Genomic DNA, 16573 nt, shown 5'->3' with positions numbered 1-16573 from the left:
AGGGGCAAGCGACCGCTTAGTATGCCCTGGAGCAGTGGTAATGCCGACAGTGTTGTGGAGGCCCTCATGCAGGCATGGCGAGTGCACCTGAACGGCGAGCCGAGCGAGGTGATGCGGCTGGAGGAGACGGACCGGCCCACGCCCGGCGACGGGCAGGCGCTCATCGAGGTGCTCGCGGCGAACATCAACTTCCCCGACGCGCTGCTCTGCCGCGGCCAGTACCAGGTGCGGCCGCCGCTGCCGTTCACCCCCGGCGTGGAGATCTGCGGCAGGACGGCGGACGGACGACGGGTGCTCGCCACGCCCGCCCTGCCGAACGGCGGGTTCGCCGAGTATGCCGTCGCGGACGAGGCGGCGCTGCTGCCCGCCCCGGACGCCCTGGACGACGCCGAGGCCGCCGCCCTGCACATCGGCTACCAGACGGGGTGGTTCGGCCTGCACCGCAGGGCGCAGCTCCGGGCGGGCGAGACCCTCCTGGTCCATGCGGCGGCCGGCGGGGTCGGTAGCGCCGCCGTCCAGCTCGGCAAGGCCGCCGGAGCCACCGTCATCGGTGTGGTCGGCGGTCCCGAGAAGGCCAGGACCGCCACCGGACTCGGCTGCGACCTGGTCATCGACCGCCGCACCGAGGACATCGTCGCCGCGGTCAAGGAAGCCACCGGCGGACGCGGCGCCGACGTGGTGTACGACCCGGTCGGCGGCGACTCCTACGCCAAGTCCGTGAAGTGCATCGCCTTCGAGGGCCGGGTGATCGTCGTCGGCTTCGCGAGCGGCGTCATCCCCACCCCGGCGCTGAACCACGCGCTCGTCAAGAACTACTCGATCACCGGACTCCACTGGGGCCTGTACAACACCAAGGACCCGGCCGCCGTCCGTGCCTGCCACGACGAACTCACCCGGCTCGCCACGCTGGGCGTCATCAAGCCGCTGATCAGCGAACGCGTAGGGCTGGCCGGGGCCGCGGCCGCGGCCCAGCGGGTCGCCGACGGCACCAGCACCGGCCGGATCGTCGTCCTCCCGTCGGGAGCCGCCCGATGACCGCCCCCGACGCGGCAGGACTTCGCCGCCGCACCCAGGACCTGCTCGCCGCGCACCCGCCGGCCACCACCGACCGCACCGAATTCCTCAAGGCCCGCTTCGACGCGGGACTGGCCTGGGTGCACTACCCGGCCGGACTCGGCGGCCTGGACGCGCCGCGCTCCCTGCAACCCGTCGTCGACGCCGAACTCGCCGCGGCGGGCGCCCCGGACAACGACCCGCGCCGGATCGGGATCGGCCTCGGCATGGCAGCCCCCACCGTCCTCGGCTACGGCTCCGACGAGCAGAAGCGGCGCTTCCTGCGGCCGCTGTGGGTCGGTGAGGAGGTCTGGTGCCAGCTCTTCAGCGAACCGGGCGCCGGCTCCGACCTCGCGGCCCTCGGCACCCGCGCCGTCCGCGACGGCGAGGACTGGGTGGTCGACGGACAGAAGGTGTGGACATCCAGCGCCCATCTGGCCCGCTGGGCGATCCTCATCGCCCGCACCGACCCGGACCTGCCCAAGCACCGCGGCATCAGCTATTTCATCTGCGACATGACCGACCCCGGCGTCGATGTGCGGCCGCTGCGCCAGATCACCGGCGAGGCGGAGTTCAACGAGGTCTTCCTGACCGGGGTACGCATCCCCGACAGCCGGCGCCTCGGCCCGGTCGGCGAGGGCTGGAAGGTCGCGCAGACCACGCTGATGAACGAGCGGGTCTCCATCGGCGGGGCACGTATCCCGCGCGAGGGCGGCATGATCGGCCCGGTCGCCCGCACCTGGCGCGAACGCCCCGAACTGCGCACCCACGACCTCCACCAGCGGCTGCTGACCCTCTGGGTCGAGGCCGAGGTGGCCAGGCTCACCGGCACCCGGCTGCGCCAGCAGCTCGTCGCCGGACAGCCCGGCCCCGAAGGCTCCGGAATGAAGCTCGCCTTCGCACGGCTCAACCAGGAGATCAGCGGCCTGGAAGTCGAACTACTCGGCGAGGAAGGGCTGTTGTACAGCGACTGGACCATGCGGCGGCCGGAGCTGGTCGACTTCACCGGCCGGGACGCCGGCTACCGCTACCTCCGCTCCAAGGGCAACTCCATCGAGGGCGGCACCAGCGAGGTGCTGCTCAACATCGTTGCCGAACGCGTACTCGGCCTGCCCGCCGAGCCGCGCAACGACAAGGACGTCCCCTGGAAGGACCTGGCCCGATGACCGCACCGACCGAAGAGACCCGGACGCCCGATCTGCTGTACTCGGAGGCCGAGGAGGATCTGCGGGCAGCGGTCCGCTCGCTGCTCGCCGACCGGAGCGACGCGCCGACGGTGCTCGCCCGCGTCGAGTCCGACACGCCGTACGACCCGCAGCTCTGGAAGGCCCTTGCGGCCGACATCGGCGCCGCCGGGCTGCTGGTGCCGGAGAAGCTCGGCGGGCAGGGCGCGAGCCATCGCGAGGCCGCGGTGGTGCTGGAGGAGCTGGGCCGCAGCGTCACTCCCGCGCCCTATCTGACCAGCTCGGTCGTCGCCACGGAGACCCTTCTCGCGTCGACGCCGCAGGCAGGGCCGGCCGCCGGGCTCCTCGGTGAGCTCGCTGCCGGCCGCAGGGCCGCGGTGCTCGCCGTGCCGTTCGCCGCCGGGCGGCCCGGTGCCGCACAGCCGGTCGGCGTGGTGGCCGACACGCTGGAGGGCACGGTGACCGGTGTCGCCGACGCGGCCGCCGCCGATGTGCTGCTGGTGCCCACGACCGACGGTCTGTACGCGGTCGAGGCGGGCGCCGAGGGTGTCGCCGTAGAGCCGCTCGTACCGCTCGACCTGACCCGCCCGCTCGCCACCGTCAGCCTTCGCGGGGCGGCCGGGACCCGGCTGGCCGACGGCGGGTCAGCGGTCGCCGCTGTGCGCCGGGGCCTGCTGGCGGGCGCCGGACTGCTCGCCTCGGAACAGCTCGGGCTCGCCGAGTGGTGCCTGGCCGAGACGGTCCGGTACACCCGGGAACGGCACCAGTTCAACCGGCCGGTCGGCTCGTTCCAGGCGCTCAAGCACCGTATGGCGCAGCTCTGGCTGGAGGTCGTGTCGGCCCGTGCTGCCGCGCGGAACGCCGCGGACGCCCTTGCGAGCGGCGCCCCCGACACGCCGTTGGCGGTGGCCGTCGCGCAGGCGTACTGCTCCGGGGTGGCCGTGCGTGCCGCCGAGGAGTGTGTCCAACTGCACGGCGGCATCGGGATGACCTGGGAGCACCCGGCGCACCTGTACCTGAAGCGGGCCAAGGCCGACTCGGTCGCGTACGGCACCGCCGGACAGCACCGCGAGGCCATCGCCGGGCTCGTGGAGCTGCCCGCGCCGTAGCGGGAGGAGAGGGAACGGCCCGCGGAATCTCGGGACTTGGAGCGGAGGTGCGAGAAAGCGCGCCTCCGCTTCCGTGTTCCTCCGCCCGGCGGGGTACCGGGCACCCCTTTACCTGCTGTTTAATTGCGATCTGTTCGCAATAACGTTTGATCTTCAATAAGGGGTGCAGGGTATGACGGCCCGATCGATACGGGGAGCGGCCGCCGCGACACTGGCGACCGTGCTGTTGTCGGCCGCGACGGCCTGTTCGCAGCCGGGAGGCCCGGACGGCGGCGGCTCCGGATCGGGCGCGGGGGACTCGGCGGTGGTCGGCATCGCCTACGAACCCGACAGCCTCAGCCCGCTGCTCGGCTACGGCAAGGACGGCAACTCCAAGATCTTCGACGGGCTGCTCGCCCTCGATGACGGCATGAAGCTGCGGCCCGCGCTCGCCACCGCCCTGCCCGAGGTGAGCGACGACGGACTGACGTACACGTACAAGCTCCGCAAGGGCGTGAAGTTCAGCGACGGGGAGCCGTTCGGCGCGAAGGACGTGGTCTTCACCTACCGGACCATCCTCGACGAGAAGACCAACAATGCGTCCCGCACCGAATTCGACGCGGTGAAGAGGGTCGAGGCGGCCGGTGACGACACCGTCGTCTTCACACTCAAGTACCCCTACGCGCCCTTCGCCCAGCGCACCGTCCTGCCCATCGCACCCGAACACATCGCGGGCAAGCAGGACGTCAACACCGGCGACTTCACCACCCACCCCGTAGGCACCGGACCGTACCTGCTCACCAAGTGGTCCAAGGGCGAGAAGATCGCCTTCAAGGCTAACCCCGGCTACTGGGGCGGTGCGCCGAAGGTGAAGAAGTTCACCATGGCGATCATCAAGGACGACGACGTACGCGCCACCCGGCTGCGCTCCGGCGAACTCGACGGCGCGATCCTGCCGCCCAACCTCGCCGAGGGCTTCGCCCGCGGCAGCGGTACCCGGACGTACGCCGCCACGACGTACGACTACCGCACCGTGACCCTGCCCACGCACAACAAGGTCACCGGCGACATCGCCGTCCGGCGCGCACTCGATGTCGCCGTCGACCGGAAGGCCATGGTCGACTCCCTCCTCAACGGCGAGGGCAGGCCCGCCTACGGCCCGGTTCCCACCGATAGCCAGTGGTTCACCAAGGGCACCGAACGACCCCACGACCTCGCCGCCGCGAAGAAGATCCTCGACGAGGCCGGATGGAAGCCCGGCAAGGACGGCATCCGCACCAGGGACGGCGTACGCGCCGCCTTCCCGCTCTGGTACCTCACCGGCGACAAGCTGCGCCAGGACCACGCGCTCGCCTACGCCTCCGACGCCAGGAAGGCCGGCATCGACATCACCACCGAGGCCGGGACCTGGGAGGTCATCGAGCCCCGGATGAAGCAGGACGCGGTGCTCGCGGGCGGCGGATCGCCCGCCGACCCCGACTTCGACCAGTACACCCTGCTGAAGTCCTCGCTCGCGGGCGACGGCTTCAACAACATGGCGTGGTACGACAACCAGGCCGTCGACCGGGCCCTCGAATCGGGCCGCAGAAGCGGTGACAGCGCCGAACGCAAGGCCGCCTACGACACCGTCCAGCGCGAACTGGTGAAGAACCCCGGCTACACCTTCCTCACCCACATCGACCACCTCTACGTCGTGAAGGACCGCTTCGGCGCCCTCACCACCCAGGTCGAACCGCACGACCACGGACTGGCCTCCGGCCCCTGGTGGAACGTCGAGGACTGGACACCGAAGAAGTGAACCACCGCCTCCCCTGGGGGCCGATGGGCAGGATGGCGGGACGGCGGGCACTGCTCGCCGTCCCCGTCCTGGCCGCCGTGACGTTCGGCGTCTTCGCCGTCGCCGCCGCCTCCCCCTTCGACCCGGTCAAGGCGTACGCGGGCACCGCCGGCCTCACCGCGTCGCAGGAGAACCTCGATCAGCTGCGGGCCAACCTCGGTGTGGACCAGCCACTCGTGAGCCGTTGGTGGAACTGGCTGACCTCCGCGCTCGGCGGCGACCTCGGCGACTCCGCCGTGATGCGCCAGCCGGTCGCCGACGTCATCGGCGAACGCCTGGGCTGGTCCGTACTGCTCGCCGCGACCGCCTTCGCCGTCGCCGTGGTCCTGGGCACGGGCCTCGGCGTGCTGGCCGCACGCAGGCCCGGCCGTCTGCTCGACCGGTGTGTCAGCTCCGCCGCGTACACCCTCGAAGCCGCCCCGGCCTTCTGGCTCGGACTGCTCGCCATCTGGTTCTTCGCGCTGGAACTCGACGTGCTCCCGGCCGGCGGCCTCACCGACGCGGCCAGCGACACCGTCACCGCCGGGCAGGTCGCCACCCACCTGGTGCTTCCCGCGGCCGTGCTCGGGATCTCCCAGCTGCCGTGGTTCTTCCTCTACGTGCGCCAGGGCGTCGCGGACGCGCTCGGTGAGGACCCGGTGCGCGGCGCCCGCGCCCGTGGACTGCGCGAGCGCACCGTACTGCTCGGCCACGCACTGCGCTCCGGGATGCTGCCGATGCTCACCCTCATCGGCTCCCGCGTCCCCGAACTCATCACCGGCGCCCTGCTCGTCGAGACGGTCTTCAGCTGGCCCGGCATCGCAGCCGCCACCGTGCAGGCCGCCACCTCCGTCGACTTCCCGCTGCTGGCCGCGCTCACGGTCCTGGCCACCGTGGCGGTCGTCCTCGGCAACCTCCTCTCCGATCTGCTGTACGCGATCGCCGACCCGAGAGTGGGCTTCGATGGCTGAGACCGACCTCGGACCCGCGCGCCGTTCCACCCGCCGCGTCCGCGTGATCGCTTCCGCCGGGATCGTCGGCGCGGTGCTGCTCGCGGTCCTCCTGGTGCCGCCGCTGGTCCAGCTCGACCAACAGGCCGTCGACCTCGCCGCCAAGCTCCGGCCACCGTCCTGGGAGCACCCGTTCGGCACCGACGACGTCGGGCGCGACCTGCTGCTGCGCTGCGTGTACGGGCTCCGTGTCTCCCTGCTCGTCGGCGTCGTCGCCGGGCTCACCGCGACCGTCATCGGGACCGCGGTCGGCGCACTGGCCGCGGCGTTCGGCGGCTGGACCGACCGCGTCGTCATGCGGCTCGTGGACACCTTCTCGTCCGTGCCGCATCTGCTGCTGGGCATCTTCATCGTCGCGATGTTCCGGCCCGGCGTCGGCCCGGTGATCGTGTCCGTCGCCCTCACCCACTGGCTCTCGACCGCGAGGATCGTCCGCGCCGAGGTGCTTTCGCTGCGCTCGCGCCCGTTCATCGACGCGGCGATCTCCGGCGGCGCCTCGCGCGGCCGGGTCGTCGCCCGGCACCTGCTGCCCGCCGTGCTCCCGCAGGCCGGCCTCGCCGCGGTGCTCATGGTGCCGCACGCCATGTGGCACGAGTCGGCGCTCTCCTTCCTGGGGCTGGGACTGCCCACCCATCAGGCGAGCCTGGGCAACCTCGTGCAGACGGCCCGCGGTTCGCTGCTCGCGGGGGACTGGTGGCCGACGCTCTTCCCCGGCCTGTTCCTGATCGTCCCGACCCTCGCGCTCGCGGGACTCGCCGGAGTCTGGCGCGAGCGGATCAATCCGCGCCGCCGATCGGAGCTGATGCTGTGACGACCGCCCCCGGCCCGAAGGCGCCGGTGCTCTGCGTCCGTGGACTCTCCGTGCGCTTCCGGATGCGCGGTGGGCGGCACATCGCCGCCGTCGACGACGCACACTTCGACCTCGCTGCGGGGGAGTGCCTGGCCCTGGTCGGCGAGAGCGGCTGCGGCAAATCCGTGCTGGCCTCCGCGCTGCTCGGACTGCTCCCCGGCAATGCACGGACCTCGGGCTCGGCGCTGCTCGGCGACGGCACCGAACTCCTCACCGCCGGCGAACGGACCCTGGCCCGTACGGTACGGGGCCGCCGCATCGGACTCGTCCCGCAGAGCCCCGCCGCGCACCTCACCCCGGTCCGCACCGTGCGCGCCCAACTCGAGGAGACCCTGCGCGAACTGACCGGCACCCGGGGGCCCGCCCTGCGCCCGGCCGCCGAACGGGCCGCCGTACGCGCCTCGTTCCCGGCCGGGCACCTCGACCGGTACCCGCACGAACTCTCCGGCGGCCTCGCCCAGCGTGCCGCGACCGCGCTCGCCCTCATCGGCGACGCGCCGCTGCTCCTCGCCGACGAACCCACCACCGGACTCGACCGCGACCTCGTCGAGCGGACCGTCGACGAACTGCGCCGCCACACCGACGAGGACCGGGCGCTCCTGCTGATCACCCACGACCTCGCGGCGGCCGAGCGGATAGCCGACCGGGTCGCCGTCATGTACGCGGGCCGCATCGTCGAACTCACCGATGCCACCCGGTTCTTCGGCGGGCAGGGACCGCGCCACCCGTACGCGCGCGGTCTCCTCGAAGCGCTGCCGGAGCGCGCCTTCGTACCGATCCCCGGCCTGCCGCCGGAGCTCGGGGCGCTCCCCGAGGGATGCGCGTTCGCCGCCCGCTGCGGCCGCGCCGACGACCGGTGCGCCGTACTGCCCCCGTTCGACGGCCGTCTGGCCTGCCACCACGGTGTGCGGGCGGACGGGGAGGAGCCGGTCCGTGCTTGAACTCACCCGCGTCACCGCCGGATACGACCCCCGCCACCCCGTCGTTCGCGAGGCGTCGCTGAGCCTCGCGCCGGGGGAGTCGGTCGGGCTGCTGGGCCCGAGCGGCTGCGGCAAGTCCACCCTGGCGAGAGTCGCCGCACTGCTGCACCGCCCGTACGCGGGTACGGTCGTGCTCGACGGCGAACCGGTACGTGGCTGGCGGCACGCCGCCCCGCGCGCGCAGCGCACCGCCGTCGGTGTCGTCTTCCAGCAGCCCCGGCTCGCCGCCGACCCCCGGCTCACCCTGCGCGAACTCATCGTCCAGCCGCTGCTGGCCACCGGCCGCCGCGCGGAGGTGCCGGACCGGGTGGCCGGGCTGGCACCCGCCGTCGGTCTCACGGCCGAACTGCTCGGCCGGCGCCCGCACGAGGTGAGCGACGGCCAGTTGCAGCGAGCCTGTCTGGCGAGGGCGCTGGTCCTGCGGCCGCGGTGGCTGATCTGCGACGAGATGACCGCGATGCTCGACGCGTCGACGACCGCCGCGCTGGTCGCCGTGGTGGAGACCTACCGGCGGGAGTCCGGGGCCGGACTGCTGGCCGTGGGGCACGACCGGGTGCTGCTGGACCGCTGGTGCGACCGCACGGTGGGCTGGCGAACGGTCTGCGGGGCGGGCGGCACGGCGCAGGAGTCCATGAGCCCGACCGGTGGAGCGACCGTTTCGGAATGAGGTCCGGAGCCGTCTTGAGCGGATGAGGCCATGGGCGAGGCGGAGCAGGCACTGTGAACGCGACCGAGGCCGTCCAGCCGGAACGGCGTGGGGCTGGTGTGCTGGGGCGCGTGGACGGGATCCATGGAGGACTCCTCGGAGGGTGCGTGGAGCGGGCCGGGCCTGTGAGGCTTTGCCCAGCCGGGCCTGTGTGGCTTTGCCCATCAGACTCCAGCCTCAGCCTGATGCCAACGGCGTTGATGTAAGACTGGGGGCTCGGCCGCTCAGCTCGTCGACGACCGCCAGTAGCAGGTCGTCTGTGTTGTGGAAGTACCGGTAGAGCGCACTGGGTCGGCGCACAGTGCGCTTTCCCGCCGCCGGACCGTCAACGCATCCGCGCCATGCTGCCCGACCGGCCGCAGGGCCGTCTCCGCAATCACCTGCTCGGACAGTACGGTGCCCTGCTTCGCCGCCCTTCTGCGCCGCCGCTGCGGCTCCGGGGTCACACGCTCGTTCACAGGGCTTATGACAACGCCATTGACGTGTGAAGGGGGCAGCGGTTTCATGACCTGCCATCCGGGCTCTCCGGCTTCCTTCCCCGGGCAAGGCGACGATCTGTTGGTGGTACCAGTGAAGAACACAAGCACCACGCCGAGTGGAAGCGCCCAGGCCCCCGGGGCCACCATGCGGAAGTCCATCGGCGTCGTCGACGGCATCGTCCTCGCCGCGTCGAGCACCGCTGCCACCAGCAGCATCGGCATCGGACTCGGCCTGATGGCGGCCGTTGTCGGCCTGCACCTGCCGGCGATCATGCTGCTGGCGTTCCTGCCCGTCCTCTGCATAGCCGGCGGCTACGGACGGCTCAACCGTGTCGACCCCAACGCGGGCAGCAGCTTCCAGTGGGTAGGCCGCGTCTTCAGCCCCTGGCTGGGCTTCCTGACCGGATGGGTCAACGTCGTCGGCACCATTGTGTTCATGGCCTACACCACCACGGTGACGGGCTCGGCGATCATCCAGCTCGTCGGTCAGGCCGGCGTCCACAGCGTCGTCGGCCTGACTCTCGATCCGGACTCCACCTTCCAGTCCACCCTCCTGGGCATGACCGTCCTGGTCGCTGCCGCACTGGTCGCCGTGCGCGGGCTCGACCTCGCGGCACGGCTCCAGAAGTACCTGCTGATCTTCGAGTACGGCGTGCTGCTCGCCTTCTGCGGCTACGGTCTGTTCGCCGGGGACCAGCCCTTCTCCCTCCAGTGGTTCAACCCCATCGACATCCCCTCGGCCGCAGCCCTCGCCCAGGGCATGGTGCTCGCGGTCTTCTGCTACTGGGGCTTCGAGTCGGTCTTCAGCGTCGGTGAAGAGGTCAGCAACCCGAGGGACGCCTCCCGCGGCGGCTTCATCGCCCTGACCGTCATGCTGCTCCTTTTCCTCCTCGCCGGCACCGCTTTCCAGAGGGTCCTGCCTCTGGACGAACTCGCCGACAACGGTGCCCAGGGGCTCGCCTACTTCGGCATGAAGCTCGCCGACCAGCCGCTGGCCGCATTGCCGCTCATCGCCCTCATGTTCTCCGCGGTGGCGTCGCTTCAGGCCTCGGTCATCCCCACCGCCCGCGGGATGTACGCAATGGGCCGTGACGGCGTTCTCGGCCCTGTCTGGACGCGCCTGCATCCCAAGCACAAGACACCTGCCGTCGGCACTCTGCTGATCACCGCGATCGCTCTGGTCCTCTCGGCCATGGCGCTGGTCATCCCCACCGTGAACGACTTGATCTTCGCCGCGGTCAACGCGATCGGCATCGTCGTCGCCCTCTACTACGCCCTCACCGCCATGGCCGCCGCAGTGAGCTTCCGCCATCTGCTGCGCACCTCACCGATGGAGTCCCTGCGCGCGGTCGTCGCACCGGTGCTGGGCGCGCTCGCGCTGATCGCCACCGGCGGCTACCTCACCTGGACGTTCTACCGCTCCACCGATCACTTCGAAGTCTCCGCCGACAACGGCTGGTTCGCCCTGCTCGTTCCGGTGCTGATGATCGGCTCCGGTCTGCTGACCGCCGCGTGGGCCCGCTGGCACCGCCGGTCGCCCTATTTCAGCCGAACCCGCCCCCGCGGCGCCGGCGCCGACAGCGAGCCGATCAGCGTCGACCGGCCGGCGCTCCACTGACGCGCGGCACCGACCACGGCGCATCGTTCCCTTCAGCGGCCCGTTCGCGGACCGCCGATCCATCAGGAGCACCACCCATGACCAAGGCCGATCTGGTCTTCACCCAAGGCACCGTGCACACCAGGGACCCCGCACGCACCCGGGCGAGCAGCCTCGCCGTCACCGGGGAGCGGATCTCGGTCGTCGGCCATGACGAGGTACGGGAGCTGATCGGCCCGAGTACCGAAGTGGTCGACCCCCGTGGCAAGCTGCTGCTTCCCGGCTTCCCGGCTTCCAGGATTCCCACATCCACGCCGTCCACGGCGGCCTGGAGCTCGCCGAGTGTGACCTCACCGGCACCGTGGGAGTCGACGAATACCTGTGCCGCGTCCGCGAGTTCGCCGATGCCCACCCCGAAAGCACCTGGATCACCGGCGGCTGGTCCATGGAGAGCTTCGAGGGCGGCCTTCCGACCCGCCAGCTGCTGGGACGAGATCGCCGAGGACACGCACCCGGTGATCGAGCGGGTCCAGGCCGCCGGCGGCATCGTGCACGCCCGGACCACGACCCCGGAGTTCAGTTGCGCGGGGTACACGCAGTCGCGGCTGTGGGGCGTCATCCGCAACTGTGGAACCTGGAGTTCACTCCGGGCGGCTCCTCGGGCGGTGCGGGCGCGGCGCTCGCGGCGGGTGAGACGACGCTCGCGACCGGCTCCGACATCGGCGGCTCGATCCGCATCCCCGCCTCCTTCACGGGCACGGTCGGCTACAAGCCGCCGTACGGGCGAGTACCGGCGATGGCGCCGTTCAACATCGACACCTGCTGCCACGACGGTCCGATGGCGCGCACCGTCGGGGACTGTGCCCTGCTGGAGAACGTCATCGCGGGTCCCCACCCGCTGGACGCGGTCTCGCTGCGGCCCGGACTCGTCCTGCCCGAGCGGTTCGAGGGCGTCGAGGGCCTGCGGGTGGCGCTCTCGGTCACCCTCGGGGACTGGCCGGTCGATCCCGAGGTCGAGGCCGACACCCGCGCGGTCGCGGAGGCGCTGCGCGCGGCCGGGGCCATCGTCGAGGAGGTGGAGGTCCCTGTCATGCGGGCGGATGTGATGGGGAACGGCAGTCGACGGGCGGACGACGACCGAGGCAACTCTTGTGCGGGGTCTGCCCGTCGAGGTGATCACCGTCGCATACTCGGTCGCGTCCGCCCGTCCGGTCCACCACCGACTCCCGGGAGAATCCATGGCGTTCCCGACCCGCCGAAGCGTCGTCACCACCGCGCTCGCCACCGCGGCCGCAGGCGCGTTCCTGCCTTCCCAGACGGCCGCCGCCTCCGACGCGGCCGCCGCGTCCCCGGCCGCACGGCACCACGGCACCCGCGCACTGCCCAAGGCCCACGCGCACAACGACTACCTCCACCCGCGCCCGCTGCACGACGCGCTCGGACACGGCTTCACCAGCGTCGAGGCCGACATCTTCCTGGTGGACGGGGAACTGCTGGTCGCCCACGAGGTCACCGACCTCGACCCCGCCCGCACCCTGGCATCGCTCTACCTCGACCCGCTGCTCGCGAGGGTCCGGGCCAATCACGGCGCGGTCCACCCCGGCTATCGGGAACCCGTGCAGCTGCTGATCGACATCAAGACGGACGGCGCCGCCGCCTACCTCGAACTGGACCGACAGCTCCGCCACTACCGCCGGATGCTGACGTCGTACCACCACGGCCGGGTGCGGCCCGGCGCGATAACGCCCGTCATCTCAGGCGACCGCGCCGCCCGCGCCCCGATGGAGGCGCAGAGCACTCGATACGCCTTCTACGACGGTCGGCCCGAAGACCTCGGGGCCGCGGCCGACGCCACGTTCATCCCGCTCATCAGCAGCAGCTGGACCGACGACTTCAACTGGCTCGGCGGGGGTCCCTTCCCCGCGGCCGAGCGGGACAAACTGCGCGCGCTCGTCGCCGCGGCCCACCGGAGCGGCCGGCGCATCCGCTTCTGGGCCACCCCCGACACGCCGGGACCGGAGCGGGAGGCGCTCTGGACGGAGCTGCTGGCCGCCGGGGTCGACCATCTCAACACCGATGATCTGGCGGGTCTGGAGCGCTTCCTGCGCACCCACGACCGTTAGGGACGCACCTGAGGGCCGGCCCCGCGGCCGAGCAGACGCCACACCCCGAGCGTGACAGCCAGTCAACACCCGGATGGCGGACACGCCAGTGGTCCGGACGGCTCCTCCGCTACGCCACACTGGCGGCCAAATGCCGCATTCCGGCGCGGCGGAGGAGGTTGGCCATGGCCATTTCGATCTCACTGGTGCTGCTTCTGCTGATTCTCGCGGTGATCTTTCTCCGCAACGGGGGGCTGAAGATCTCGCATGCGCTGGTCTGCGCCATGCTCGGGTTCTTCCTCGCGGGTACGAGCATGGCGCCGACGATCCAGGACGGCCTGGCGGCCACGGCCGACGTCGTCAGCAGCCTCAGGCCCTGAATCCGCAGGACAGATGGCGGACGGGACCGGGACCCGCTGAGCCGGAGTGCCCGCCTTCCCCGGCGCACTCGGGGAGGCGGGCACCCGCCAGTCACGCGGACGGTGTCGTCATCCGTGCCAGGGCCACACCGCCGACGATCAGGGAGACCCGCCAGCCGTCCCGGGCTCATCGGATCGTGATGGACGAGGACCCCCAGGGCGATGGCCCCGATTGCTCCGATCCCCGTGAAGACCGCGTACGCCGTGCCCACCGGCAGCCCCTCCATGGCCCGCGCGAGCAGATACACCGCGCCGATCACGAGCACGGCGCACACCAGCGTCGGCAGCGGCCGGGTGAGGAAGTCCCGCAGGTAGCGCTCCTGGTGGTCGTAGGGTTCGCGCGGGGTGCCGGGGCCGCAGGCCCCGCCCCGGGCGGAGGCAATCACGAAGCGGCGCCCGGCCAGCGACATCCTGGGGAACGTGACCTGGTCGATCCACGCCTTCAGGGAGGCGGGGACGGAGAAGTCGTACATCGGGGTCGTGATCAGCACCACGTCCCGCGGCGACCAGTTCGGCCAGCAGCGGTCGCAACACCTGCCAGGCCCGCTCTGCTGGAGCAGCACATCCATCTCACCCTGGGCGCCGAGTCCGGCTCCGCGCGGTTCGCCACCGGCGCGTACGGCTTCTGGCGCGCGCATGTCCGCATGCTCGTCAAGGAGGCGGGCGTGCCCGGCCCCGACGCACTCGGCGACATTCTGCCGGCCCCGCCGGCACCCGAGCTCTTCGTGTACCAGCGGGACCGGGGCCGTGGCGTCGAGGAGATCAAGCCGGCCCTGGGGACACTCGCGGAACGGACGCTCGCCGCGAGCTGAGGTGCGCCGGGGTCAGCTCCCGGCGGTGACGGCCGGGACGATGCTCAACTCGCCTTCGCCCACGCGTATCGGTGCTCGGGACGGCCCGTGTCGCCGTACTTGAGGCTCAGGCTGATGCGGCCCGCACCCTCCAGATACTTGAGATAGCGCTGGGCGGTGGAACGGCTGAGGCCGGCCCGGGCGGCGACCTCGTGCGCGGACAGCGGTCCCTCGGCGGCCGACAGGACATGGCGGATCACATCGGCGGTGGGGGCGGAGTGGCCCTTGGGCAGCCCGGCTGCGGAGCCGGAATCCGTGGTGCGCAGGGCGCCGAAGATCTGGTCGACCTGCTCCTGCCCGGCCTCGCCCCGGCCGCCGCCCACGCCCTCGAGGGTCCGGCGCAGAGCCGCGTAACTCTCCAGCTTGGACCGCAGACCGCTGAAACTGAACGGCTTGACCAGGTACTGGAGCGCCCCGTACCGCATGGCGGTCCGGACGGTCGCCACATCCCGGGCCGCGGTCACCATGATCACATCGGCCGGGTGGCCGAGCTGGCGCAGCCGCCGCACCAGCGTCAGCCCCGTCTCGTCCGGCAGATAGTGGTCGAGCAGGACGAGGTCGACATGGTCGCGCTCCAGGAAGGCCAGCGCCTGAGCGGCGGTGTGCGCACGCGAGATGACCCGGAAGCCGGGGACCTTGGCGACGTACGCGGCATTGATCTCGGCAACCCGGAAATCGTCGTCCACCACCAGGACATCGATCATCGCGACTCTCCCACTTCTGTCAGCGGCCGGACGGTGAGTGCCTCGGGCAGGACGACGGTGAAGACCGCGCCGCCGCCGGCCCGGGCCGTGACGCGGGCCGCGCCACCGTAGCGCTCGGCCAGCCGGCGCACCAGCGCCAGCCCCAGGCCGCGCCTGCGGTGAGCGGGGGACTCCTTGGTGGACCAGCCCTCGGTGAAGATCTGCTCACGCATCCCGGGAGGCACCCCCGGACCGTTGTCGCTGACCCGCAGCACCGCCGTACCGCCCTCGGCGAGCAGCTCGACCTCGATGAGCGTGGCGACGTCCAGCGCGTTGTCGATCAGATTGCCGAGGACGGTCACCAGATCGCGCGGATCCACCACCACGTCCGGGAGCCGGGTGCCCGGCGAGATGCGCAGAGACGCGCCCCGCTCCGCCGCGATGGCCGACTTGCCCACCAGCAACGCGGACAGCAACGGGTCGTTGACACGCTCCGCGACCTGTTCCGCCGAGGCCCGGTGACCGCTGGTCACCTCCTCGACGAACTCCACCGCGGCGTCGTGCCTGCCCAGCTCCAGCAGCCCCAGCAGGGTGTGCAGCCGGTTGACGTGTTCGTGGTCCTGGGCGCGCAGCGCGTCCAACAGACCGTGCGTGGAGTCCAGTTCGCGGCCCAGGAACTCCAGCTCGGTGCGGTCGCGCAGGGTGACCACGGCCCCGCCGTCGCCGGTGGGCATGCGGTTGGCGATCAGCACCCGGCCCCGGCAGACGGTGATCAGGTTCGCGCCGTCGACCCGCCCCGTCAGCACCTCCGCCGTACGCCCCGGCGGCAGCACCTCTTCCAGCGCACGTCCCACCGCGTCCTGGTCCAGTTCCAGCAGCCGCTGTGCCTCGTCGTTGAGCAGCCGGATCCTGCCCCGCGCGTCGAGCGCGAGCACCGCCTCGCGGATGCTGTGCAGCATGGCCTCGCGCTCGTCGAGCAACGCGGAGATGTCGGCGAAGGCGAGCCCGTGCGTGGAGCGCTGGAGACGCCGCGAGACGGCCAGGGCCGCCAGTACGCCGACGGCGAGCGCCGCTCCCGAATACTGCAGCAGACCGGGAATGGTGCCCAGCAGCCGGTCGTGGACGCTGTCGTAGGCGATGCCCACCGACACCGCGCCCACGATGTTGCGGCGCTGGTCGCGGAGCGGGACCTTCGCGCGTGCCGACCGGCCCAGGGTCCCGTCGTCGATCTGCATGATCTCCCGGCCGCCCAGAGCCGTGCTGGGGTCGGTCGAGACATGCCTTCCGATCTGCGCGATGTCGGTGTGCGACCAGCGCACCCCGCGGGTGTCCATGACGACGATGTACAACGCTCCGGTGGCCCGCCGGATCCGTTCCGCCTCGGCCTGCACCGGTCCGCCGGGGCTGGGGCCGGTGCTCCTGAGATCGCGTGCCAGGCCGGGTTCGGCGGCGGTGGTCTGGGCGATGGACAGGGCCTGGTGCATCGCCTGGTTGTCGAGCTGACTGCTGAGCGGGGCGAGGAAGAGTCCCGTGACAAGCATGATCACGCCGGTGGTGATGACCACCTGGGTGAGGAGGACCTGGGCGAAGACACGGCGCGGCCAGTGAATGCGCATGTGCTCGCCCTCTGCCTTCCGCCTGCCAGGAACATGATGCTCCGTTTCGTCCTCGTGTGAACGCAACGTAAACGTCGCGGTCGTCGATGACCAGTCCTCGTGGCGCATTCGTTGCCGGAGCGCGAGCAGAACGAACAGA

The 16573-nt window shown here is 71.6% G+C and carries 14 protein-coding genes and 4 pseudogenes; 14 read left to right on the top strand and 4 right to left on the bottom strand.

The features are described 5' to 3' along the window. The first annotated feature begins 66 nt into the window (after window positions 1–66). The 8 genes from OHA19_RS04025 to OHA19_RS03990 all read left to right on the top strand — a co-directional run bounded on the left by OHA19_RS04025 (window position 67) and on the right by OHA19_RS03990 (window position 8648). On the top strand, window positions 67–1035 hold the full coding sequence (locus tag OHA19_RS04025; protein ID WP_405749411.1) for an NADPH:quinone oxidoreductase family protein: 969 nt from the start codon (window positions 67–69) through the stop codon (window positions 1033–1035). Beyond that, a complete protein-coding gene (locus tag OHA19_RS04020; protein WP_405719899.1) occupies window positions 1032–2219 on the top strand; it encodes an acyl-CoA dehydrogenase family protein in 1188 nt (395 codons plus the stop codon). The genes OHA19_RS04025 and OHA19_RS04020 overlap by 4 nt, the downstream gene beginning before the upstream one ends. Next, window positions 2216–3346, top strand: a complete 1131-nt coding sequence (locus OHA19_RS04015) for an acyl-CoA dehydrogenase family protein (protein WP_405719901.1) — start codon at window positions 2216–2218, stop codon at window positions 3344–3346. The genes OHA19_RS04020 and OHA19_RS04015 overlap by 4 nt, the downstream gene beginning before the upstream one ends. 172 nt (window positions 3347–3518) lie before the next feature. Continuing rightward, the gene (locus OHA19_RS04010; protein ID WP_405719903.1) at window positions 3519–5123 is read left to right on the top strand and encodes an ABC transporter substrate-binding protein; all 1605 of its coding nucleotides are present in this window, start codon (window positions 3519–3521) and stop codon (window positions 5121–5123) included. A gap of 23 nt (window positions 5124–5146) precedes the next feature. Beyond that, window positions 5147–6112: an ABC transporter permease gene (locus tag OHA19_RS04005; RefSeq protein WP_405722061.1), complete on the top strand. Its 966-nt coding sequence runs from the start codon at window positions 5147–5149 to the stop codon at window positions 6110–6112. Further along, window positions 6105–6962, top strand: a complete 858-nt coding sequence (locus OHA19_RS04000; protein WP_405719905.1) for an ABC transporter permease — start codon at window positions 6105–6107, stop codon at window positions 6960–6962. Before OHA19_RS04005 ends, OHA19_RS04000 begins: the two co-directional genes overlap by 8 nt. Before the next feature lie 62 nt (window positions 6963–7024). Then, entirely contained in the window at window positions 7025–7942 is a 918-nt protein-coding gene (locus tag OHA19_RS03995) for an ABC transporter ATP-binding protein (RefSeq protein ID WP_405722063.1), read from the top strand. Further along, window positions 7935–8648 carry an ABC transporter ATP-binding protein gene (locus OHA19_RS03990; protein WP_405719907.1) on the top strand — a complete coding sequence of 238 codons (714 nt, stop codon included), beginning with the start codon at window positions 7935–7937 and terminating at the stop codon, window positions 8646–8648. Before OHA19_RS03995 ends, OHA19_RS03990 begins: the two co-directional genes overlap by 8 nt. 255 nt (window positions 8649–8903) lie before the next feature. Here the strand turns inward: OHA19_RS03990 and OHA19_RS03985 are convergent. Then, a pseudogene (locus OHA19_RS03985) lies at window positions 8904–9145 on the bottom strand (TetR family transcriptional regulator); the annotation flags it as partial. Between the two features lie 166 nt (window positions 9146–9311). Here OHA19_RS03985 and OHA19_RS03980 point away from each other — a divergent pair. The 5 genes and pseudogenes from OHA19_RS03980 (at window position 9312) to OHA19_RS03960 (ending at window position 13245) form a co-directional block, all read left to right on the top strand. Beyond that, window positions 9312–10784 carry an APC family permease gene (locus tag OHA19_RS03980; protein ID WP_405722066.1) on the top strand — a complete coding sequence of 491 codons (1473 nt, stop codon included), beginning with the start codon at window positions 9312–9314 and terminating at the stop codon, window positions 10782–10784. Between the two features lie 77 nt (window positions 10785–10861). After that, window positions 10862–11250 (top strand): annotated as a pseudogene (locus OHA19_RS03975) (amidohydrolase family protein); the annotation flags it as partial. A gap of 120 nt (window positions 11251–11370) precedes the next feature. Continuing rightward, window positions 11371–11796: pseudogene (locus OHA19_RS03970) on the top strand (amidase family protein); the annotation flags it as partial. Window positions 11797–12001: 205 nt separating this feature from the next. After that, window positions 12002–12886: a phosphatidylinositol-specific phospholipase C/glycerophosphodiester phosphodiesterase family protein gene (locus tag OHA19_RS03965; RefSeq protein WP_405719909.1), complete on the top strand. Its 885-nt coding sequence runs from the start codon at window positions 12002–12004 to the stop codon at window positions 12884–12886. Between the two features lie 164 nt (window positions 12887–13050). Beyond that, on the top strand, window positions 13051–13245 hold the full coding sequence (locus tag OHA19_RS03960; protein WP_326769685.1) for a hypothetical protein: 195 nt from the start codon (window positions 13051–13053) through the stop codon (window positions 13243–13245). A 203-nt stretch (window positions 13246–13448) separates the two neighbouring features. On the opposite strand, the pseudogene OHA19_RS03955 reads toward OHA19_RS03960, so the two are convergent. Further along, window positions 13449–13757: pseudogene (locus OHA19_RS03955) on the bottom strand (SMR family transporter); the annotation flags it as partial. A gap of 171 nt (window positions 13758–13928) precedes the next feature. Between OHA19_RS03955 and OHA19_RS03950 the strand changes: the two are divergent. Further along, the gene (locus tag OHA19_RS03950; RefSeq protein ID WP_405719911.1) at window positions 13929–14096 is read left to right on the top strand and encodes a hypothetical protein; all 168 of its coding nucleotides are present in this window, start codon (window positions 13929–13931) and stop codon (window positions 14094–14096) included. Window positions 14097–14140: 44 nt separating this feature from the next. Here OHA19_RS03950 and OHA19_RS03945 read toward each other — a convergent pair whose 3' ends face one another. After that, on the bottom strand, window positions 14141–14839 hold the full coding sequence (locus OHA19_RS03945; RefSeq protein WP_405719913.1) for a response regulator: 699 nt from the start codon (window positions 14837–14839) through the stop codon (window positions 14141–14143). Further along, the gene (locus OHA19_RS03940; RefSeq protein ID WP_405749408.1) at window positions 14836–16434 is read right to left on the bottom strand and encodes an ATP-binding protein; all 1599 of its coding nucleotides are present in this window, start codon (window positions 16432–16434) and stop codon (window positions 14836–14838) included. The genes OHA19_RS03945 and OHA19_RS03940 overlap by 4 nt, the downstream gene beginning before the upstream one ends. Window positions 16435–16573 lie beyond the last annotated feature (139 nt).

This window comes from Streptomyces sp. NBC_00012 (assembly GCF_045040875.1).
In the GTDB taxonomy this organism is placed as follows: domain Bacteria; phylum Actinomycetota; class Actinomycetes; order Streptomycetales; family Streptomycetaceae; genus Streptomyces.
This window is presented reverse-complemented; position numbering and strand designations above follow the sequence as displayed.